Source organism: Mycobacterium avium subsp. avium (genome assembly GCF_009741445.1).
GTDB classification, from domain to species: Bacteria; Actinomycetota; Actinomycetes; order Mycobacteriales; family Mycobacteriaceae; genus Mycobacterium; species Mycobacterium avium.
Window position 1 is genome coordinate 4,155,261 of sequence record NZ_CP046507.1, and the last position, 20,646, is coordinate 4,175,906.

Annotated in this window: 25 protein-coding genes; 3 read left to right on the forward strand and 22 right to left on the reverse strand. The window is 69.7% G+C overall.

Annotated elements, in window-relative coordinates; all coding sequences use genetic code 11:
- Window positions 1-25: 25 nt before the first annotated feature.
- A complete protein-coding gene (locus MAA44156_RS19390; protein WP_009979087.1) occupies window positions 26-916 on the reverse strand; it encodes a formylglycine-generating enzyme family protein in 891 nt (296 codons plus the stop codon).
- A 28-nt stretch (window positions 917-944) separates the two neighbouring features.
- Window positions 945-1,886 (reverse strand): DUF4436 domain-containing protein, encoded by a 942-nt coding sequence (locus MAA44156_RS19395; RefSeq protein WP_011726075.1) that lies wholly within the window; start codon window positions 1,884-1,886, stop codon window positions 945-947.
- A 267-nt stretch (window positions 1,887-2,153) separates the two neighbouring features.
- On the opposite strand from MAA44156_RS19395, the gene pstS reads away from it, so the two are divergent.
- The gene (gene pstS / locus MAA44156_RS19400) at window positions 2,154-3,281 is read left to right on the forward strand and encodes a phosphate ABC transporter substrate-binding protein PstS (RefSeq protein WP_011726076.1); all 1,128 of its coding nucleotides are present in this window, start codon (window positions 2,154-2,156) and stop codon (window positions 3,279-3,281) included.
- 12 nt (window positions 3,282-3,293) lie between these two features.
- Here the strand turns inward: pstS and MAA44156_RS19405 are convergent, their stop codons facing one another.
- The 20 genes from MAA44156_RS19405 to mftA form a co-directional block, all read right to left on the reverse strand.
- Window positions 3,294-5,663: an arylsulfatase gene (locus tag MAA44156_RS19405; RefSeq protein WP_011726077.1), complete on the reverse strand. Its 2,370-nt coding sequence runs from the start codon at window positions 5,661-5,663 to the stop codon at window positions 3,294-3,296.
- 90 nt (window positions 5,664-5,753) lie between these two features.
- The gene (gene rpsQ / locus MAA44156_RS19410; RefSeq protein ID WP_003873509.1) at window positions 5,754-6,104 is read right to left on the reverse strand and encodes a 30S ribosomal protein S17; all 351 of its coding nucleotides are present in this window, start codon (window positions 6,102-6,104) and stop codon (window positions 5,754-5,756) included.
- The gene (gene rpmC, locus MAA44156_RS19415; RefSeq protein WP_003873510.1) at window positions 6,104-6,337 is read right to left on the reverse strand and encodes a 50S ribosomal protein L29; all 234 of its coding nucleotides are present in this window, start codon (window positions 6,335-6,337) and stop codon (window positions 6,104-6,106) included. The genes rpsQ and rpmC overlap by 1 nt, the downstream gene beginning before the upstream one ends.
- Window positions 6,337-6,753, reverse strand: a complete 417-nt coding sequence (gene rplP / locus MAA44156_RS19420; RefSeq protein WP_003873511.1) for a 50S ribosomal protein L16 — start codon at window positions 6,751-6,753, stop codon at window positions 6,337-6,339. The genes rpmC and rplP overlap by 1 nt, the downstream gene beginning before the upstream one ends.
- A gap of 3 nt (window positions 6,754-6,756) precedes the next feature.
- On the reverse strand, window positions 6,757-7,599 hold the full coding sequence (gene rpsC / locus MAA44156_RS19425) for a 30S ribosomal protein S3 (RefSeq protein WP_011726078.1): 843 nt from the start codon (window positions 7,597-7,599) through the stop codon (window positions 6,757-6,759).
- Window positions 7,599-8,141, reverse strand: a complete 543-nt coding sequence (gene rplV / locus MAA44156_RS19430) for a 50S ribosomal protein L22 (protein WP_009979094.1) — start codon at window positions 8,139-8,141, stop codon at window positions 7,599-7,601. The genes rpsC and rplV overlap by 1 nt, the downstream gene beginning before the upstream one ends.
- Window positions 8,138-8,419: a 30S ribosomal protein S19 gene (rpsS, locus tag MAA44156_RS19435; protein ID WP_003873514.1), complete on the reverse strand. Its 282-nt coding sequence runs from the start codon at window positions 8,417-8,419 to the stop codon at window positions 8,138-8,140. Before rpsS ends, rplV begins: the two co-directional genes overlap by 4 nt.
- A 27-nt stretch (window positions 8,420-8,446) precedes the next feature.
- Window positions 8,447-9,289: a 50S ribosomal protein L2 gene (rplB, locus tag MAA44156_RS19440; RefSeq protein WP_003873515.1), complete on the reverse strand. Its 843-nt coding sequence runs from the start codon at window positions 9,287-9,289 to the stop codon at window positions 8,447-8,449.
- Between the two features lie 22 nt (window positions 9,290-9,311).
- Window positions 9,312-9,614, reverse strand: a complete 303-nt coding sequence (rplW, locus tag MAA44156_RS19445; RefSeq protein WP_003873516.1) for a 50S ribosomal protein L23 — start codon at window positions 9,612-9,614, stop codon at window positions 9,312-9,314.
- Window positions 9,614-10,267 carry a 50S ribosomal protein L4 gene (gene rplD / locus MAA44156_RS19450; RefSeq protein ID WP_009979095.1) on the reverse strand — a complete coding sequence of 218 codons (654 nt, stop codon included), beginning with the start codon at window positions 10,265-10,267 and terminating at the stop codon, window positions 9,614-9,616. The genes rplW and rplD overlap by 1 nt, the downstream gene beginning before the upstream one ends.
- Window positions 10,267-10,920 carry a 50S ribosomal protein L3 gene (gene rplC, locus MAA44156_RS19455; protein WP_003873518.1) on the reverse strand — a complete coding sequence of 218 codons (654 nt, stop codon included), beginning with the start codon at window positions 10,918-10,920 and terminating at the stop codon, window positions 10,267-10,269. Before rplC ends, rplD begins: the two co-directional genes overlap by 1 nt.
- A 14-nt stretch (window positions 10,921-10,934) precedes the next feature.
- A complete protein-coding gene (gene rpsJ, locus MAA44156_RS19460) occupies window positions 10,935-11,240 on the reverse strand; it encodes a 30S ribosomal protein S10 (protein WP_003873519.1) in 306 nt (101 codons plus the stop codon).
- A gap of 350 nt (window positions 11,241-11,590) precedes the next feature.
- Complete coding sequence (locus MAA44156_RS19465) at window positions 11,591-12,184, reverse strand: TetR/AcrR family transcriptional regulator (protein WP_080516368.1); 594 nt, start codon at window positions 12,182-12,184, stop codon at window positions 11,591-11,593.
- Window positions 12,185-12,337: 153 nt separating this feature from the next.
- Entirely contained in the window at window positions 12,338-13,777 is a 1,440-nt protein-coding gene (mftG, locus tag MAA44156_RS19470; RefSeq protein WP_009979103.1) for a mycofactocin dehydrogenase MftG, read from the reverse strand.
- A 9-nt stretch (window positions 13,778-13,786) separates the two neighbouring features.
- The gene (gene mftF, locus MAA44156_RS19475) at window positions 13,787-15,205 is read right to left on the reverse strand and encodes a mycofactocin biosynthesis glycosyltransferase MftF (RefSeq protein WP_009979104.1); all 1,419 of its coding nucleotides are present in this window, start codon (window positions 15,203-15,205) and stop codon (window positions 13,787-13,789) included.
- On the reverse strand, window positions 15,202-15,933 hold the full coding sequence (mftE, locus tag MAA44156_RS19480) for a mycofactocin biosynthesis peptidyl-dipeptidase MftE (protein ID WP_009979105.1): 732 nt from the start codon (window positions 15,931-15,933) through the stop codon (window positions 15,202-15,204). The genes mftF and mftE overlap by 4 nt, the downstream gene beginning before the upstream one ends.
- Before the next feature lie 164 nt (window positions 15,934-16,097).
- On the reverse strand, window positions 16,098-17,282 hold the full coding sequence (mftD, locus tag MAA44156_RS19485) for a pre-mycofactocin synthase MftD (protein WP_023880639.1): 1,185 nt from the start codon (window positions 17,280-17,282) through the stop codon (window positions 16,098-16,100).
- A gap of 2 nt (window positions 17,283-17,284) precedes the next feature.
- A complete protein-coding gene (gene mftC, locus MAA44156_RS19490; RefSeq protein WP_009979107.1) occupies window positions 17,285-18,499 on the reverse strand; it encodes a mycofactocin radical SAM maturase in 1,215 nt (404 codons plus the stop codon).
- Complete coding sequence (gene mftB, locus MAA44156_RS19495; protein WP_003873526.1) at window positions 18,496-18,825, reverse strand: mycofactocin biosynthesis chaperone MftB; 330 nt, start codon at window positions 18,823-18,825, stop codon at window positions 18,496-18,498. The genes mftC and mftB overlap by 4 nt, the downstream gene beginning before the upstream one ends.
- The gene (gene mftA / locus MAA44156_RS19500; RefSeq protein WP_003873527.1) at window positions 18,810-18,899 is read right to left on the reverse strand and encodes a mycofactocin precursor MftA; all 90 of its coding nucleotides are present in this window, start codon (window positions 18,897-18,899) and stop codon (window positions 18,810-18,812) included. Before mftA ends, mftB begins: the two co-directional genes overlap by 16 nt.
- A 101-nt stretch (window positions 18,900-19,000) precedes the next feature.
- On the opposite strand from mftA, the gene mftR reads away from it, so the two are divergent.
- Both mftR and MAA44156_RS19510 read left to right on the forward strand, forming a co-directional pair.
- A complete protein-coding gene (gene mftR, locus MAA44156_RS19505; RefSeq protein WP_003879434.1) occupies window positions 19,001-19,594 on the forward strand; it encodes a mycofactocin system transcriptional regulator MftR in 594 nt (197 codons plus the stop codon).
- A complete protein-coding gene (locus MAA44156_RS19510) occupies window positions 19,591-20,634 on the forward strand; it encodes a DUF2332 domain-containing protein (RefSeq protein WP_009979109.1) in 1,044 nt (347 codons plus the stop codon). The genes mftR and MAA44156_RS19510 overlap by 4 nt, the downstream gene beginning before the upstream one ends.
- Window positions 20,635-20,646: the final 12 nt, after the last annotated feature.

Below are 20,646 nucleotides of genomic sequence, written 5' to 3' on the forward strand. Positions count from 1 at the left end.
CGCCGTTCACGCCTCGCCGGGTTTGCTAGTTCGAACCCACTTCGGCCACGCAGCGAAAGCCGATGTGGGTGGTCGCCGAGTCCTGCGACTGCGGCGAACGCGCCGCCGGGCGGTAGCGGTGGCAGTACTCCGGCGCGCACAAATGGCTGCCGCCCTTCAAGGTCTGGTTGACGCTCGGGTCGGCGGGGCCCGACGGGGCGCAGCAGGGCTTGGTCGCCGCCCCGATCCGGTGATGGGTGGAGAACTCGGTGGTGGTCCACTCCCAGACGTTGCCGATCATGTCGAGCAGGCCGAACGCGTTGGGCGCGAAGACGCCGACCGGCGAGGTGCCCACCCAGCCGAGCGCACCGTCGTTGCGGTACGGGAAGCGGCCCTGCCAGGTGTTGGCCATCAGCCGGCCGTCGCTGGTGGGCTCGTCGCCCCAGGGGTAGGTGGTGGTGGCCCCGGCGCGGGCGGCGTATTCCCACTCGGCCTCGGTGGGCAGCCGCCGCCCCGCCCAGCGGGCGTAGGCCGCGGCGTCGGGGTAGGCCACCTGCACCACCGGATGGTCGGCACGATCGGCGATGTCGCTGTCCGGCCCCGACGGGTGGCGCCAGCTGGCCCCGGGCACCCAGTGCCACCACTGCCTCCAGTCGCGCAGGTCCACCGGCCCCGGTGTGGGCCGGAAAACCATTGCACCCGGCTGTAATTGGGACGGGTCGGCGCCCGGGTACAGCGCCGGGTCGATCGGTTGCTCGGCCACCGTCACGTAGCCGGTGGCGGCGACGAACTCGGCGAACTGCGCGTTGGTCACCGGGTGACGTTCGATCGCGAAGGGCTCCACCGTCACCGTGTGGATCGGCGCCTCTTCGGGATAGAAGCTCGTCGAGCCCATCCGAAACGACCCGCCCGGCAGGTCCACCAGCTCGCTGCGCACCCCTTCAGGGTAGGACCCTGACGGGAACTCAGTCCGTGCGCCGGTACCAGGTGATCAGGAACAGGACCATCGACGTCACCAGCGCGATCAGCACCCAGAGCACCAGGGCCTGGTCGACCCAGGCTCCAGCGGGCGGTGACCCGGGCAGGAAGTTGCGGATGGGGATGACGGCGAACAGCAGCGCCGCGAACCAGGTCACGAACGGCGGCAGGAAGCCCCGCTTGCCGGTCAGCATCAGCAGCGCGATGGTCAGCGCCATGGCGGGCAGGGCGAACAGCACCAGGCAGATTCCCGCGTCGAAGATCAGCGTGCTCTTCGACCGGTGCAGCGTGATGATGACGTTGTCGGCGCGGTCCGATTCCTGACTGGCTTCGCCGACCCGCTGCACGCTGACGTCCCAGCCGTCCAGCCCGCCGGTGACCTCCACCCGCGCCGGGATGTAGTGGCGCGCATCCCCTTGTCCCACAAGAACTTCGGCGGACATGGTGTCGGTGCGGTAGGAGTCGAACGGCCAGTTGTTGGGGTTGCCGTGCGCCTCGATGGTGGTCGCCACCTGCGCCGGTGACTTGCCGGCCGGATACTGCAGGTCGCCCAGGTCGTTCGGCGGGTCCATCCGCACCGCGGTGTCGGTGGTCAGCACGTCGAGGCGTTTGTCGAACATCGACTCCTCGGGGATCACCAGCACCTTGACCGTCAACCGGTTGGCGATGGTGTCCAGCTTCTCCAGCCGCACCAGCACCACCGTGTCGCTGGTGGCGTTGAGGTCCGGCGGCTTGAGCGGCCCGGCCGTCTTGGCCAGCAGGTGCACACCGAACAGCGAAAGAACGTACACGGCAACGAATCCCAGCACGACGGCCGCGGCGATGACCGGGCGGCGGCGCCGCCGCGCGGGCGGGGCGTCCGGCGGTGCCGCGGGCGGTTGCTCGGAGGGCACCGAAGGCGGCGGCGCGGGGGGCGCTTGATGGGTCATGTCATACCTCCAGAGGGGAATTCGGGCCCTAGAGCAGGGATGCTAGCGAACTCAGCCCCGGTGCGCGGCTGCTTGGGAATTTCGTCATGTGTAGGTAATTTTCGCCCGGACGCCGCGCTTGGGCACACTGCCCAGCGAAACCGCACCGCCCGATCAGGCCGGGCCCGCCGCCCGACGGGGACGGCGCACTCGTTCATCCGACGTTTGTTTGCCTGTTCATCCGGTCGCGGTACATCTCGGTACCCGGACTGTCAAGGAGCCCTCGTCGTGATGCGCACCCGATCGGCGGTCATCGCCGGCGTGCTGATGGCAACCACCCTGGTGGTCTCGGCGTGCGGCGAGACGCCCGCCAGCCTGCCCTACACCGCCGGCGCCAAGGTCGATTGCGGCGGCAAGCAGACCCTGTCCGCCAGCGGCTCCACCGCGCAGGCCAACGCGATGACCCGGTTCATCGCCGCCTACCGCACCGCGTGCCCGGGACAGACGCTCGACTACACCGCCAACGGGTCGGGGAACGGAATCGCCGACTTCCTCGCGGGCAGAACGGATTTCGCGGGGTCGGACACGCCGTTGTCGGGCGACCAGTATGCCGCCGCCAAGCGACGCTGCGGCGGAGCCGACGCCTGGAACCTGCCGGTGGTATTCGGCCCGTTGGCCATCACCTACAACCTGGCCGCGGTCGACTCGTTGGTGCTCGACGCGCCCACCCTGGCCAAGATCTTCAACGGCACCATCACCCGCTGGGACGATCCGGCCCTGGCCCTGCTCAACGCCTCCATGCCGGCCGAGGACATTCGCGTCGTCTACCGCAGCGACGGCTCGGGCACCACCGACAACTTCCAGGCCTACCTGCAGTCGGCCGCCGGCGGAGTGTGGAACAAGGGCGCGGGCAAGACCTTCAACGGCGGCGTGGGCACCGGCGCCGTCGGCAACACCGGCACCGCCGCGGCCGTCAAGAGCACCGAGGGTGCCATCAGCTACAACGAATTGTCCTTCGCGCTGCAGCAGGGCCTGTTCGCCGCCGAGATCAAGACGCCGGCGAGCCGCCGATCGCTGCGTCCGGTGCGGATCGGCACCGACATCTTCGGCAAGACGATCAAGGGCGCCCGGATCGTCGGCACCGGCAACGACCTGGTGCTCGACCTGTCGTCGTTCTACAACCCCGCCCAGCCCGACGTCTACCCGATCGTGCTGGCCACCTACGAGATCGTGTGCTCGAAATACCCGGGCTTCGACGTGGCCAAGGCGGTCAAGGCGTTCCTGCAGGCCGCCATCGGGCCCGGGCAGGTCGAGTTGGCCAGGACCGGCTACATCCCGCTGTCGGCGGACTTTCAAGCCAAGGTGTCCGGCGCCGTCGACGCGATCAGCTCACCGCAGGCGCCCAACCCGGACTGATCGGTCGCGGCTTCAGTCCCGCGAAAAGGCAAGGGCGATCTCGGTTTCCACGTCGCGATAGGGCCGGCCGGACAGGTCGAGGGTGACCCGGGCGATGGTGCCGCCGGTGAACACGAACGGCGCCTTGAACCGGCTGGACACCCCCGATCCGCCGTTGCGGCCCACGGTGATTCCGGCACCCGCCAGCCCGAACGTCCCCGGGTGGGTGCTCACCCCGGCCAGGGTGCCGACGACCTCGTCGTCGATGAACAGCGTCAGGTCACCGAGCGGGGTGTGGCTGTCGGGGACCGTCCCCGTCCGTGCATAGCTGGCGCCGAACAGATGCCTGCCCAGCGGCACGGGCACCGACGAGGAGACCTCCTGCTGGCGTTCGCCGAGGAAGTTGTAGACGTAGTGCAGCCGCCCGTCCTGGATGAACAGCACGTGCCCGCCGTGCGCCCCGCCCTGCTTGAACAGCACCCCCTCGGCGCCGGTGGTGTCGACGGTTGCCTCGGCCAGCACCGAGAACGATCGGCCGCGGATCTCGGCGGCGGCGCCGATGCCGACGTCGGCGCAGTCGGGGTAGTAGACATAGCTGTCCCGTTCGCCGACCAGGTACGGCCGGGACCGGGTCATGGTCTCCAGGATGTTCAGGTCCGACAACGGCAGCCCGTTGTACCTGGCCGCCTCCGCGAACCACAACGCCTTGAGTTCTTCGAGTTTGTCCGGGTTTTCGGCGGCCAGGTCGTGGCATTGGCTGCGGTCGGCCTCGATATGGAACAGCTCCCAGCGGTCGGCGTCGAAGTGCGACCAGCCGGCCGGGGTGGCCGCGTGCACGGTGTTGGCGAACCAGCCCTCATGCCAGATGCCGCGGGTGCCCAGCATGGTGTAGAACTGGGTGGTCTTTCCGGTGTCGGCGTTCGGATCATCAAGGGCCGCTTTGAAACTCACGCCGTCCAGCGGCTTCTGCGCGATCCCCTTGACGGTTTCCGGCGGGGACATGCCCAGCAGGTCGTACACGGTCGGGGTGATGTCGCAGACGTTGACGTAGTTGTCGCGGATCTCGCCGTGCGCGGCGATTCCGTTGGGCCAGGAGATGATCGCCGTGTCGGCGATGCCGCCCTCGTGCGAGGCGTACCGCTTGTACAGCTTGTAGGGGGTGTTGAACGCCATCGCCCAGCCGATCGGGTAATGGTTGTAGGTCTGCGGCCCGCCGAGCTGATCGAACAGCTTCATGCTTTCCTCGACGGTGTCGATGTAGCCGTTGAAGAACTTGCCCTCGTTGACCGATCCGTTCGGGCCACCCTCGCCGCTGGCGCCGTTGTCGGAGATCACCACGATGATGGTGTCGTCCAACTGGCCTGATTCCTCGAGATAGTCCAGGATCCGGCCGATCTGGGCGTCGGTGTAGCTCAGGAAGCCGGCGAACACCTCGGCCATCCGGGCGAACAGCTTCTTCTCCTCGTCGTTCAACGAGTCCCACGGCCGCACCGTGTCCTGCAACGGCCAGGGCTCGCCGCTCGGCCCCGTCACGTCCAGATACGGGTTCACCGGGGACAATTCGGTGTCGGACGGCACGATCCCCATCGCCTTCTGCCGCTCCAGCACCACCTCGCGGTAGCGCTCATAACCCATGTCGAAGCGGCCGGCGTAACGGTCGGCCCATTCCTTGAACACGTGATGCGGCGCGTGCCCGGCGCCCGGGCACACATAGGAGAACCAAGGCTTTTCCGGCGCAATCACTTTGGCGTCGCGGATGAACTCGATCGTCTTGTCGGCGAGGTCCTTGGAGAGGTGGTAGCCGTCCTCCGGGGTGGCCGGCGGGCTCACCGGATGGTTGTCGTAGACCAGGTCGGGGTACCACTGATCGGTCTCGCCGCCCAGGAAGCCGTAGAACCGCTCGAAGCCGCGCGAGGTCGGCCAGTGCCGCTTGGTCGAGGCCATGTTGGATTCTTCCAGCGGCGTCAGGTGCCACTTGCCGACACAGTAAGTGTTGTAACCGTGTTCGGCGAGCGCCTCGGACAGCAGCGCGGTGTCGAACGGGATGCGGCCGTTGGCGTTGGGGAAGCCCTCGGTGAACTCCTCGATGGTGGCCATCCCGACGGTCGTGGCGTTGCGACCGGTGAGCAACGCCGCCCGGGTCGGCGAGCACAGCGCGGTGGTGTGGAACTGCGAGAGCCGGACGCCGCGTTCGGCGATGCGCGACATGGCCGGCATCTCCACCAGACCGCCGAAGCAGTCCCACGTCGCGATCCCGGTGTCGTCCCAGACCAGATACAGGATGTTGGGCGCGTTCGGCGGGGCGGTCGGCGCGGCGTAGGGTCCCCAGTCCGGTTCGGAATCCCGGATGTCGAGCTCGACCCGGCCGGAAAATTCCGCGGATTGCCCCGAACCAGCCACCATCGTCAGCCTCACTCTCGTCGCGGACTCGCCGCGCGTCGCGTGCAGACTACACCCGGGGCCGGGCGTTTCGGTGCCTCTTGCGGGGAGGGGTTACTTCGCCTTTTCCAGGATTTCGACCAGCCGCCAACGCTTGGTCGCCGACGTCGGGCGGGTCTCCATCAGCGAGACGCGGTCGCCGATCCCGGCGATGCTGTTCTCGTCGTGCGCCTTGACCTTCTTGGTGGTCCGGATGATCTTGCCGTACAGCGGGTGCTTCACCCGATCCTCCAGCTCGACCACGATGGTCTTCTGCATCTTGTCGCTCACCACGTAGCCGATGCGGGTCTTGCGCCGGCCCCGCACCTTGGGGTTGGGCGGAGTGTGCTTGGGCCCCTTGGCATCTGCGTCCTTCGACGCGGCCGTGGCGGCCTTCTTGGGGGCGGCCTTCTTCGCTTCTGCCATCACGATTCCTTACCGTCCGGCCCGCTTGCCAGGCCCAGTTCACGTTCCCGCAGCACGGTGTAGACGCGCGCGATCTCCTGACGCACCGTGCGCAGCCGGCGGTTGTTGGTCAGCTGGCCGGTCGCCATCTGGAAACGCAGATTGAACAGCTCTTCCTTGGATTCGCGCAACCGCTCGGTCAGCTCGTCGTCGGTGAGCTCACGCAGTTCGCCAGGCGAAATTCCCACTGCCATCAGAACTGATCCTCTCGGGTCACGATGCGGGCCTTGATCGGCAACTTGTGGATCGCGCGGGTCAGCGCCGCCCGGGCGGTCTGTTCGTTGGGGTAGCTGAGCTCGAACAGCACCCGGCCCGGCTTGACGTTGACCACCCACCATTCCGGTGAGCCCTTACCCGAACCCATCCGGGTCTCGGCGGGCTTCTTGGTCAGCGGGCGGTCGGGGAAGACGTTGATCCACACCTTGCCGCCACGCTTGATGTGCCGGTTGATCGCGATACGCGCGGACTCGATCTGCCGGTTGGTGACGTAGGCGTGCTCTAACGCCTGGATGCCGTAGTCACCGAAGTTCACCGCCGTGCCGCCGCTGGCGATGCCGCGCTGGCGGGGGTGATGCTGCTTGCGGTGCTTGACCTTGCGGGGAATCAACATGATTCAGCTCTCCGTGCTTTGCGGTTCGGCGGCGGGCGCGGCCTCGGCGGGTTGCCCGGCCGCGGTGCTCTCGTCGGCGCTCGCGGCCGCGCGGCCGGCCTCGGTGCCGGTGGCCGTGGTGCCCGACGCGCCACTGCGCCGGGGGCGGGTGCCCGACGGGCGCTCGCGGCGCGGACGCTCGGCGCCCGCCGGGGCGGCAGCGGCCAATTCGCGCTTGCCGCCGACGACGTCTCCCTTGTAGATCCACACCTTCACACCGATCCGACCGAAGGTGGTCTTGGCCTCATACAGCCCGTAGTCGATGTCGGCGCGCAGCGTGTGCAGCGGCACCCGGCCCTCGCGGTAGAACTCCGAGCGGCTCATCTCGGCGCCGCCGAGACGGCCGGAGCACTGCACCCGGATGCCCTTGACGTTGGGCTGGCGCATCGCCGACTGGATGGCCTTGCGCATCGCGCGGCGGAACGCCACCCGGTTGCTCAACTGCTCGGCCACGCCCTGGGCCACCAATTGTGCTTGCGACTCAGGGTTTCTCACCTCGAGGATGTTGAGCTGCACCTGCTTGCCGGTCAGCTTCTCCAGGTCGGCGCGGATCCGGTCGGCCTCGGTGCCGCGGCGGCCGATGACGATGCCCGGACGCGCGGTGTGGATGTCCACCCGGACCCGGTCGCGGGTGCGCTCGATCTCCACGTCGGCGATACCGGCCCGCTCCAGGCCGGTCGACAGCAGCCGGCGGATGGCGACGTCCTCCTTGACGTAGTCCGCGTACTGCTTGTCGGCGTACCAGCGGGACTTCCAGTCGGTGGTGATGCCGAGGCGGAAGCCGTGCGGATTGATCTTCTGGCCCACTAGTCTGAGCCTCCCTTCGCGTCAGAAGTCTCAGACGTCTTCGCCGGTGTCTTCTTGGCCGCGGTCTTCGCGGGTGCCTTCTTGGCGGGTGCCTTCTTGGCCGGGGCCTTCTTGGCCGGCGCCTTGGCGGCGGCCTTGCTGGCCTCGGCGCGGCGGGTCCTGGACGACTTCGCCGACCGCTGGTCCTTGGCCGGCCGGCTTTCCACCACCACGGTGATGTGACTGGTGCGCTTGCGGATTCGGAACGCACGCCCCTGCGCGCGCGGACGGATGCGCTTGGCGGTCGGGCCCTCGTCGGCGTAGACGGTGGCGACCACCAGGGTGGCCGGGTCCAGCCCATTGTTGTTCTGCGCGTTGGCCGCGGCGCTGGCGATCACCTTGGCCACCGGTTCACTGGCGGCCTGCGGCGCCCACCGCAGGATGTCGAGTGCGTCGGTCACCGAGCGGCCGCGCACCAGGTCGATCACCCGGCGTGCCTTTCTCGGCGACACCCGCACGAAGCGTGCCTTGGCCACCGCCGAAGGGAATTCCGTTGTGGTCATCGCCGTTTGGCCTTCCGGTCGTCCTTGATGTGCCCCTTGAAGGTGCGGGTGGGCGCGAATTCACCAAGCTTGTGGCCGACCATCGCCTCGGTGACGAACACCGGCACGTGCTTGCGTCCGTCGTGCACGGCGAAGGTGTGCCCGATGAAGTCAGGAATGATCGTGGAACGCCGCGACCATGTCTTGATGACCTGCTTGGTGTTCTTCTCGTTCTGCGCGTCCACCTTCTTGAGCAGGTGGCCGTCGACGAACGGGCCCTTCTTCAGGCTGCGTGGCATGTGCTACTCCTGAACTTCCATCTCGCGCTAGCGACCGTGCTTCTTGCCGGTGCGCCGGCGCCGGACGATGAGTTTGTTGCTGGCCTTGTTCGGGTGGCGGGTGCGGCCCTCCGGCTTGCCCCAGGGGCTCACCGGGTGGCGACCACCGGAGGTCTTACCCTCACCACCACCGTGCGGGTGGTCCACCGGGTTCATCACCACACCGCGGACGGACGGGCGCTTGCCCTTCCACCGCATGCGGCCGGCCTTGCCCCAGTTGATGTTGGCCTGCTCGGCGTTGCCGACCTCGCCGACGGTGGCGCGGCAGCGCACGTCGACCCGGCGGATCTCGCCGGACGGCATCCGCAGCGACGCGTAGCTGCCCTCCTTGCCGAGCAGCTGGATGCTGGACCCGGCCGACCGGGCCAGCTTGGCGCCACCGCCGGGCCGCAGTTCCACCGCGTGGATCACGGTACCGGCCGGGATGTTGCGCAACGGCAGGTTGTTGCCGGGCTTGATGTCGGCGTTGGGACCCGACTCCACCACGTCGCCCTGCGAGAGTCCCTGTGGGGCAATGATGTAACGCTTCTCGCCGTCCAGGAAGTGCAGCAGCGCGATGTTGGCGGTCCGGTTGGGGTCGTACTCGATGTGCGCGACCTTGGCGTTGACGCCGTCTTTGTCGTTGCGGCGGAAGTCGATCACCCGGTAGGCGCGCTTGTGGCCGCCGCCCTTGTGGCGGGTGGTGATGCGGCCGTGCGCGTTGCGGCCACCGTGACCGTGCAGCGGACGCACCAGCGACTTCTCCGGGGTGGAACGAGTGACCTCGGAGAAATCGGACACGCTGGCGCCGCGACGGCCCGGGCTCGTCGGCTTGTACTTACGAATTGCCATGTCTAATCAGGTCTTTCTCTCGCTACGCCGGTGCCCCGAACAGATCGATCGGCTTGCTGCCCGGCGCCAGGGTGACGATGGCCCGCTTGGTGCTCTTGCGTTTGCCGAAACCGGTGCGGGTGCGCTTGCGCTTGCCCTGCCGGTTCGCGGTGTTCACCGAGGCGACCTTGACCGAGAAGATCTTCTCGATGGCGATCTTGATCTGCGTCTTGTTCGAGTCGGGGTGCACCACGAACGTGTACACGTTGTCGTCGAGCAACGAATAGGACTTCTCCGAGATCACCGGAGCCAAGATGATGTCGCGGGGGTCCGTGACGGTCGCCATCAGGCCGAAACCTCCTCGGGAGTACCGGTGTTGGCGGCGATGTAGGCGCGCAGCGCCTCGACGCTGAACACCACGTCGTCGGCGCGCAGCACGTCGTAGGTGTTGAGCTGGTCGGGAGCCAGGATGTGCACACCGGGCAGGTTGCGCACGCTCTTGGCGCCGGCTTCGTCGCTGCGGCCGATCACCACCAGCACCTGCTTGCGCTCGGTCAGCGTGCCCAGGAACGCCTTGGCGCTCTTGGTCGACGGGGTCTGGCCGGACACCAGCTCGGTGATCGCGTGGATGCGCCCGTTGCGGGCCCGGTCGGACAGCGCGCCGCGCAGCGCGGCGGCGATCATCTTCTTGGGCGTGCGCTGGCTGTAGTCGCGCGGCTTGGGGCCGTGCACCACGCCACCGCCGGTGAACTGCGGAGCGCGCGTCGAACCCTGACGGGCCCGGCCGGTTCCCTTCTGCCGGTACGGCTTACGGCCACCGCCGCTGACGTCGCCGCGCGTCTTCGTCGAGTGCGTGCCCTGACGCGCCGCCGCCCGCTGCGCGGTCACCACCTGGTGCATCAGCGCGATGTTGGCGGGGGCGTCGAACAATTCGGCCGGCAGCTCGATCGAACCCTCGACCTTGCCGCCCGGCGCCTTCACGTCAAGCTTGAGTGCCATTACTTCTCACCTCGTTTGACCGCGCTGCGGACCATGACGAGTCCGCCGGTGCGGCCGGGGACCGCGCCCTTGATCAGCAGCACGCCGTTCTCGGTATCGACCTTGTGCACCAACAGGTTCTGGACCGTCACCCGGTCGTTGCCCATCCGGCCGGCCATCCTGGTGCCCTTGAACACCCGGGCGGGGGTGGCGCAGCCGCCGATGGAACCCGGCCGCCGGTGCACCGCCTGGGCGCCGTGGCTGGCGCCCTGACCGCGGAAGCCGTGCCGCTTCATGGTTCCGGCGAAGCCCTTGCCCTTGGAGGTTCCGGTGACGTCGACGTAGCTGCCGTCGGTGAAGATCTCCGCCGTCAGCTCCTGGCCGACCTGGTATTCGGCCGCCGCGTCCGGGTTGTCCAGCCGCAGCTCGGCCAGAAACCGGCGCGGGTTGATGCCCGCCGCGGCGTACTGGCCGGTCACCGGCTTGTTCACCTTGCGCGGACTGATCTCGCCGTACGCCAGCTGCACCGCGCTGTAGCCGTCCTGCTCGGGCGTGCGGATGCGGGTCACCACGTTCGGCCCGGCCTTGACCACCGTCACCGGCACGACCCTGTTGTTCTCGTCGAATACCTGCGTCATGCCCAGCTTGGTACCGAGAATGCCCTTACGCGCCATTGCTCTGTAACTCCCTACTGGATGTTGACGTCGACACTGGCCGGAAGGTCGATGCGCATCAGCGCGTCGACGGTCTTCGGCGTCGGGTCGAGGATGTCGATCAGCCGCTTGTGCGTACGCATCTCGAAGTGCTCCCGCGAGTCCTTGTACTTGTGCGGGGAGCGGATGACGCAATACACGTTCTTCTCGGTCGGCAGCGGCACCGGCCCTACGACGCTGGCACCCGTGCGGACGACGGTCTCGACGATCTTGCGCGCCGAGGCGTCGATAGCCTCATGGTCGTAGGCCTTAAGCCTGATGCGGATCTTCTGTCCCGCCACGCTTCTCCTACCCTCACTCCGCGTTGAGGCCCGGTGTCCGGGCTCAACTAATCCGTGTCCTCAGTGCCACCGGCGCGCCGATCGGGCCGGCCAACTCTGGGCCGATCGAGCGTTGCGCCGGATTGTGCGCCGCTGTTTACCTGTCGTGGTCCACCGGCCCCCGCGGTCGGGCGTGTCACCCTCACGCAGCCTCATCGGCGCAAATTTCGGGATCGAAATTCGTCGCTCTCAAAGGATGGGACCGGACGCGCCCGTTTGGACGCTGGTCGTATGCCCGACCAGGCGCAAAACCCGGCTCAAGGCAACCTGAACAGTATGCCTCAGATCCCGGCCCGAACAAAATTCGGCCGTCAGGCACCTGCGGATTCGACCCTCGCCGCCCTGGCCCGGGCGGACTGGACGTGCAGGAAGCCGTCCACCGCCGCCAGCGCGCACTCGCGGTAGTCGAAATCGGGCAGGGTGGACAGCCGGCCCAGCACCAGCGGGCCGATCAGCAGGGCGATCGCCCGGGACCGGTCCACCTCCCCCAGTTCGGCGGCCTCCGGGCTGTCGAAGATGACGTCGAACGGCTCCGAGTACTGCTGGGCGATGCGCTCGCGCAGCGTGGTGATCGCCACGCTGTCGTCGGCGCGGGGTTGCGGCCACGCCTCCAGGTCGCGGCCCAGCGCCAGCCAGGTCATGGCCGTCATCATGGTCGGGGCCTGGGCGACGGCCTCGGCCTGGGCCAGTACCACCGCGACCAGCCGGTCGCGCAGCGACCCCTCGGCGGGCGGGGTCGGCGAGGCCGGGATCAGGCTGTTGAACGCCGCCGCCAGCAGATCGTTTCCGCTCGGGAAGTGCCGGTACAGCGTCGCCCGGGCCACGTTGGCGGTGCGGGTGACCGCGTCGACCGTCACCGCGCTGGGACCACCGGCACGCAGCAGCGTGACGGCGGCTTCGAGCAGCCGGGCCCGCGACCGGGCGGGCCGTGGATCGGACGTCGCGGCGGAAATTGTGCGCCACCTCCCGTATTGCGAACCGTATTGCCAACGAGACCATCGGTCGAGCTACGAGACTATCGGTCTGGATGGGCCCGGCGATAGCTCCCGGGTGGGGCGTCACCGCACGAATTCCGCGGCCCGGTGCCCGATCATCACGATGGTGGCGTGCGGGCCGCGGCTGGTGATGGCGGGCAGCACCGAGCCGTCGATCACCCACAGGTTGTCGATGCCGCGGACCCGGCACCGCGGGTCGACGACCGCCCGCGGGTCGCCGTCGACCCCCATCGGCGCCGTGCCGCAAAGGTGTTGGGAGGTCGACCAGATGGCCGCCGCGGCATCGGTTGTGCCGCCGGCCAATTCGCGGGCCAACTCGGCGCCGCGGGCCAGCGCGGCGACGTCGCCGGGCTCGCTGTCGTAGCGGTGCTCGATGCGGGGCGGCACGGCGGGATCGGCCGACATCAGCGTCAGGCAACCCCGCGCGCGGGGTTGCATCAGCGCCACCCCGAGGTGCGGCCAGTCGGCGTGCCCGGCGGTTCCGTCGCCGGTCATCGCCACGAACCCGCCGGTGTACGGCCTGATCTCGAGATCGTCGGCGGTGCTGAGCACCACCTCGAGCACCGGCCGTCCGGGAGCCACCGGCCAATCGGTGGGCAGCACCCATTCGGCGTGATCGCTGAACGACGTCCCCACCGGCAGCGCCACGCGCACCGGCACCCCGGCGGCGCGCAGCATGCCCGGCTCGCCGATGCCGGACAGCATCAGCAGGTGCGCCGTTTCAATGGCGCCGGCGCACAACACGATTCGGTCGGCGGTCAGCGTAGCCCGGCCGTGCGGGCCGACCACGTCGGCGCCCCGGGCGACGGTGCCGGCGAAACGCAGCCGCGCCACCCGGGTGTGCGCCTGCACGCGCAGGTTGGGCCGGCTCAGCGCGGGGATCAGATACCCCGCACCCGAGCCCTTGCGGACGCCGTCGACGATGTTCAGCGGGACCGCGCCGATCCCCGAAACCGGTTGGGCCGCAGCGTCATTGAGGTCGTCGATCCAGCCGAATCCGGCGCGCCGCGCGGCGTCGATGAAACGCTCTGTGGTTCCGGTCATTTCGCGGGTGCGGCGGACCAGGATAGGGCCGCTGCGGCCGTGCGCGGGTCCGTCGAAGTCCAGGTCGGTCTCGATGGCGCGGAAGCTGTCCAGCACGTCCGACCATGCCCAGCCCGGCAGGCCGAGGCGGTCGAAATCGCGGCGCAGCCCGCGGCAGAAGTAGCCGCCGTTGATCGCGCCCGAGCCGCCGATGGTGGCGCCGCGCACCAGCGGGTGCCGGCGGGCGGGCCGCTCGGTGAGCTGGGTCTGGTATCGGCGCACCAGCGGGCTGCCGACGCCGATCGGCAATTGCAGCCCGTTGGCGGTCCGGGCGAGCAGCGCCGGGTCGTCGAGGGACGGGCCCGCCTCGACCACGGTCACCGTGCACCCTGGATCAGCGGAAAGACGTTCGGCGACAACCGATCCGGCGCTGCCGGCGCCGACTATCAGCACATCGCTGTGCGAGACGGCGTCATTCAAGGGCGGGGGCTAACTCCGGACCTGGGGTCTGAGGGCGCGCGCGTTGCGCTCCCGTAGCACACCCCACCACAACCCGAGCCCGTACGCCAGGTCGTCCACCCGCTTGAGCACCAGATAGGTCGGCAGCCCGATCGGTTCGACGTCGTCGCCGACGGCATCGCGGCGGCGCAGCCAGTCGACCACCCCGTCCATCACGGCCGCCACCAGCACCACCCGTCTGAAATGGCGCGACATGGTGGCGGCCAGCAGCGCCAGCGGCCAGTAGTGCCGGCACAGCGCCGAGGCCAGCTGCAACGCCGCCGACCACAGGCCGCGCCCGGCCACCGTCACCACGTCGGTCATCGACGTCTCGGCGCTGCGCATCGCCCGGGCGATCCGCCGGCCCGTCAGGACGGCCAGCAGCAGGGAAGCCAGCCGCGACAGCGTGGAGCCGAAGGCCATCAGGATCCAGGTCATCAGCGCCCAGCCGGAGATCACCACCGGCGCCGTCTTGTCCGGGTGGCGCACCGACAGCGGGGCCGCCGATCCGCCGTAAAACGCTTTGCGCGCAAGCCAATCCCGCAATTCGGTGCGGTGGTCGTGGCCCACCAGGGCGATGGGCTCGTAGCGCAGCCGGACCCCCGCCTCGATCAGCCGCCAGCACAGGTCGACGTCCTCGCCGGACTGCAGCGTCTCGTCGAATCCGCCGATCTCGCGGATCGCCGAGCACCGGCAGATGATCGCCGCGCTGGGCACGTAGGACACCGTGCTGTGCGGCAGCACCGGCGCCTCGCGCTCACCGAGGTCGAGCGAGGAGTGCACCGCCTCGTAGCGGGCCACCACGTTCTCGCTGTGCGACAGGCCGACGATGCGCGGCGCGACCAGCCCGACGGTCGGGTCGCAGAAGTGGCCGAGCAGCGCTTCCAGCCAGCCCCGGCGCGGCGCGACATCGGAGTCCAGGAAGGCGACGAAGTCCGTCCGGCAGGCCGCCAGCCCCGTGTTGCGCGCCGCCGCCGGTCCTTTGCTGCGGTGGTGGCGCAACACCTCGATGTCGCAGTGCGCGCCGACGAAGTCTTCCGGCTCGATCGGCGGGAACGATCCGTCGTCCACCACCACCACGCGCAGACCGCGCAGCGAGCTCACCAGCCGCCGCACGCCAGAAAGGTTGTCCCGCACCGGAATTACCACGGTGACGTCGTGGTGCGAGGGCCCGCCCGCGGGCCGCGGATGCGCCACGGTGGCGTCCAGCAGGGTGCGGGCCAACTGCGCGCTGACGTCGTCGCGCACCTTCAGCCGGCCGTCGCACAGCAGGTCCTGGGCGGCCGGGGCCAGCTTCAGCAGCCGGGTCGGCGACCCGCCGAGCAGTGCCGAGCCGTCGCCGAGCACCCGCACCCGGCGATCGACCTGGACGGCGAACCCGTCCGGCAACCGCGGCGCCGGCGCGGTCATGCGAGCATCCCGTCGGGCCCGGGCCGCCACCGGGCGACCCGGCGGACGCACTCGTTCACCATCTCGGACAGGATGCGCTCGCCCTCGGCGGCGGTGGCGGTGGTCGGGTCGCCCAGCACGCCGACCGGGCTGACCGCCGCCACTCCCCCGCGGCGCATCGATCCCAACAACTCGGGCAGCGGCGCCCGGTTGCCGGCCTGCCACTGCCCGGTGCGGACCTCGGCGGGCGAGATATGCAGCAACACCGATGTTTCGGTATGACCGGCGTGGGCGTCCCCGCCGGCGGCCACACACGGGCACCATCCGGCGTCGCGGCCCTCGGCGCGAAGCGTGCCCACCGCGCGGCCCAGCGCGGCGACGTTGCCGCCGTGGCCGTTGACGAAGACGACGCGCTGCGCCCAGCCGGCCGCCGAGCGGCCGTACTCGATCAGCAGCAGCGTCAGCGCCTCGGTGCCGATGGAGACGGTCCCGGCGAAGCTCTGGTGCTCGCCGCTGGCGCCGTAGGCGATGGCCGGCGCCACCAGCCACCCGTCCCCCAGCCGCGGCGCGGCCCGGCCGGCCACCGCCGACGCGATGCGGGTGTCGGTGTCCAGCGGCAGGTGCGGGCCGTGTTGCTCGGTCGACCCCAGCGGAACCAGCAGTGAGACCGCCGTGCCGGACAGCTGGCTCGACGTCACGGTTCCCAATTCGCCGAGTACGGACACTCGGTGATGGTAGGACGAATTCACCTGGCGTGCACCAATTGTTGAGGCGGGAAAATAACTTTTTTTCTCCGGCCGTTCATCGGGCGTTCGAACGGTGGGCTCGTTCGTCACGGTTACCCCGCCCGTACCAGGATTACCGCGGCCGTCAAATAATCCCGGCCAAGCCGCCCCGGATGGCCCGGCTTTGCTCAGCCGGCCGGCGGCACGCCCAGCGCCCGGGTGAACCCGGGCGGCACCAGGATGTCGCTCGGCCCGAGATCGTGCACCGAGGAATGCCCCAGACCCATCAGCGCCGAGTCGATGCCCCCGCGCAGGATGTCGAGGACGTTCTCCACCCCGGCCTGGCCGGCGGCGGCCAGGCCCCACAGGTAGGCCCGGCCGATCATCACCGCGCGCGCCCCCAGCGCCACCGCCTTGACGACGTCGCTGCCGCGCCGGACACCGCCGTCCAGCAACACCTCGATCTGGTCGCCGACCGCCTCGGCGATCGCGGGCAGGGCGCGAATCGACGCCGGCGTGCCGTCCAGGTTGTTGCCGCCGTGGTTGGACACCGAGATGGCCGAAACCCCGGCATCCACCGCCCTTTTGGCGTCGTCCACGCGCATCACGCCCTTGAGCATGAACGGCCCGCCCCACACCTCGCGCAGCCAGGCGATGTCCTCCCAGGTCGGCGGGGGCGTGCCCATCCACTCGCCGTAAGCGGCGAAGAACGGCGGGCCGGGCTCGCCGCGGCGGCCCTGGTTGGGCACCCGCAACTCCGGCGGCCACAGCGTCTTGCCGAACTTCCACAGCCAGCGGGGCTTGAACACCGCCTCCGGGGACAACCGCAGGATGGTGCGCAGGTTCATCTCCTCGGGGATCTTGGGGCTGCCCCAGTCCCGCCCGTGCGAGAACGACCAGTCGGTGGTGACGATCAGCCCGACCGCGCCGGCCTGCCGGGCCCGCTCCACCCGCTCGGCGATCGCGTCGCGCCCACCCAGCCAGTACACCTGGAAGAACACCTTGGGGTTCACCGCGATGACTTCCTCGATCGGCTTGCTGGCGAACGAGGACAGGCCCATAGCGGTGCCGCGGGCCGCGGCGGCGCGCGCCACGGCGACCTCGCCGTCCGGGTCGACGGCCTGCACACCGGTCGGCGAGATCAGCACCGGCATCGAGATCTCTTGTCCCATAACGGTTGTCGCCAGCTCACGCTTGGCCGGGGCGCCGACGACATGCGGGGCGAAACCGAGTTCGCCGAACGCTTCGACGTTGTCGGAGACCGTGATTCCCTTTTCGCTGGCCGCGATCAGGGCCGCGTAAACGGATTTCGGCAACCGCCGCTTGGCCCGTTGCTGGGCGATGGCGACGGTTTCAAACCATTCGTCGGCCACGGTCAGACCGGGCTTTCGTTGCACAACCGGGCCGGCGGCGCGGCGGGGGTCAGGACCGGCGGCCGCACCGAGAGGGTGAGCGGCACGGGTTGGCGGATGCGCTTGCCGCGGGAGTGGTCGGCCCGGGGTCGGGGCGCCTCGCGGTCGCCCGCCAGCGCCGCCGCGCTGTGGCCCTGCACGCACTCGGGGTCCGGGCCGTCCAACGGCAGGCCGGTGAAGAACTTGGCCGCCATGCACCCGCCCCGACAGCTGTCGTAGTGCCCGCAGCTGCCGCAGGCGCCCGCCGACTGCGGTTCGCGCAGCGCGCGCACCAGCGGGGCGTTCTTCCACACGTTGTCAAAACCGCCGTCGCTCAACACGTTTCCGGCCAGGAAGCGGTCGTGGATGGCGAACGGGCAGGCGTACACATCGCCGACTGGGTCGATCAGGCAGACGACGCGGCCCGCGCCGCACATGTTCAGACCGGCCAGCGCGCCGGACTGGCCGAGCGGGGCCAGGTGGAAGAACGAGTCGCCGGTGAGCACCCGTTCCCCCTTGGCGACCAGCCAGTCATACAGTTGCACCTGCTGGTCGGCGGTGGGGTGCAGCTCGTCCCAGACGTCGGCGCCGCGGCCGGACGGGCGCAGCCGGGTGATGCGCAGCGTGGCCCCGTAACGGCTTGCCAGCGCGGCGAATTCGTCCAGCTGCCCGACGTTGTGCCGGGTGACGACCACCGAGATCTTGGCGCCCCCGTTCTGGGTGAAGCCGGCGTCGGCGAGGTTTTGCAGCGCCCGCACCGCCATGTCGAACGAGCCGGGCCCGCGCACCGCGTCGTTGACCTCGGCGGTGGCGCCGTCCAGCGAGATCTGCACGTCCACGTAGTCGCTGGCCGCCAGCCGGGCGGCCACCTCGGGCGTGATCCGGACCCCGTTGGTGGAGAACTTCACGCCGACGTGGTGTGCGGTCGCATAGTCGACCAGCTCCCAAAAGTCCGGCCGCACAGTGGGTTCCCCGCCACCGATGTTGACGTAGAAGACCTGCATGCGTTCCAGCTCGTCGATGATGTCCATGCACTGGCGGGTGGACAGCTCGCGCGGGTCGCGCTTGCCCGACGAGGACAGGCAGTGCACGCAGGCCAGGTTGCAGGCGTAGGTGAGCTCCCAGGTCAAGCAGATGGGCGCGTCGAGGCCGTGCTCGAACTGCTCGATCAGCCGGGGCACAGGGGCCGCTGTGGTCATGGATGGTCCTCCCGGGGCACCAGCATGTTGGAGTCGGCGAGCACGCCCAGCGCGTGCAGGTACGGCGCCTGCCCGGCGTCGTCGATGCCCGCCGCGCGGCATGCGCACCGGACATCGGGGTACTCGGCCAACGACTGCACCACCGTGAGGATGGTGCGGTTCTTCAGAAACGACAGCTTGCGGGTGCCGAAGTGGTAGAGCAGCGCGCCGAACGGTTCCGGCCGCACCGCCACCTGCGGGTGCAGTCGCCAGCCGCGGTCAGGATCGAAGGCGGCACCGGCCGCGCGAGCCTGCGCGGGCGCCGGCACGGTCAGTAGACCCCGCACATGCCGTCGATGGACACCTCTTCGACCAGGGTCTCGGTGACGAGTTGGGCGTCGGTTTCGGTCTCGTGCTCCACGGGGCCTTGCCTTTCCTGCGGTCTTGACGACGATGGGTCTGAGTCACACTCGCGGCCAGAATATGGCATCGAGTGCCGAAATGGAAGGGCCGGGGTCCGGGATGCCGCAGCAGCGGGTGGGCAGGCGCCGCTCGACCACGCCGCACCACATCACCGACGTCGCCATCGACCTGTTCACCGCCCGGGGTTTCGCCGAGGTCAGCGTGGACGACGTCGCGGCGGCCGCCGGCATCTCGCGGCGCACCCTGTTCCGCTACTACGCCTCCAAGAACGCCATCCCCTGGGGCGATTTCGACACTCATTTGGCCCGGCTGCGCGAGCTGCTGGACAACGTCGAATCCCGGGTACCGCTGGGCGATGCGCTGCGCACCGCGTTGTTGGCCTTCAACACCTTTGACGAATCCGAGACCGCGCGGCACCGACAGCGCATGCGCGTCATCCTGCAAACCGCCGAGCTGCAAGCGTATTCGATGACGATGTACGCCGGATGGCGCGAGGTGATCGCCGGGTTCGTGGCCCGCCGCTGCGAGTGCAAGACGACCGACCTGGCGCCCCAGACCGTCGCCTGGATGATGCTGGGGGTGGCGCTGTCGGCCTACGAGCATTGGCTGGGCGATGAGTCAGTGCCGTTGCCGGTGGCCCTGGGCAACGCCTTCGACGTGGTCGGCGCCGGGCTGAACGGGCTGGACCGGTGAGCGCCGAGCACCTGGTGCACATGCTGCGGGCGCAGGGCAGCTTCTGCGCCTCCTCGGGCTCGCCGATGTACGGCGACCTGTTCGAACTGGTGGCCTCCGACGTCGAGGCCGGCGGGGTGTTCGCCGACATCCTGTCCGGGCACCGGGACGCCCCGTCGCGCGACGCGATTCCGCTGCGGCTGCTCGGTGGCCTGCACCGACTGGTGCTCGATGGCCGCGCCGGCTCCCTGCGCCGCTGGTATCCCAGCACCGGCGGCAGCTGGGACGCCGGGGCGGCGTGGCCGCCGATCCTGGCCGCCGCGGCCGAGCACGCCGCCGCGCTGCGCGCGGCGCTGGACCGCCCACCGCAGACTAACGAGGTGGGCCGGTCGGCCGCGCTGATCGGCGGGCTGCTGCACATCAATGAATCCTGTTTGCCGGTAAGGCTTTTCGAGATCGGGTCGAGCGCGGGGCTGAACCTGCGGGCCGACCACTACCGGTACCGGTATGCCGGTGGCGGGTGGGGACCGGCCGACTCGCCGGTTTGCATCGACGACGCCTGGCGCGGCGCGCTGCCGCCGGCGCGCGGGGTCCGGATCGTCGAGCGGCACGGCTTCGACATCGCGCCCGTCGACGTCGGGAACTCCGACGGCGAGCTGACGGTACTGAGCTACGTCTGGCCCGACCAGGCCGCGCGGCTGGCGCGGCTGCGCGGCGCCATCGAGGTCGCCCGCCGGGTCCCGGCCACCCTCGAGCGCCGGACGGCGGCCGACGCCGTCGGGCGCCTGAGCCTCGCCGAGGGCGCGTTGACCGTGCTGTGGCACTCGATCACCTGGCAGTACCTGTCCGCCGGGGAACGCGCCGCGGTGTGCGCCGGGGTGGACGCGCTGGGCGCACGGGCCGACGCGTCCGCCCCGTTGGTCCACCTGACCATGGAGCCGGCCCGGGACGGGCCGGGCGCACCGATCAGGTTCCTGGTGCGCGCCCGCGGCTGGCCGGACGGCGGGCCGCGCGTGCTGGCACAGTGCCATCCGCACGGGCCGCCGGTCGACTGGCTCTAAAAGCCAAGGGGC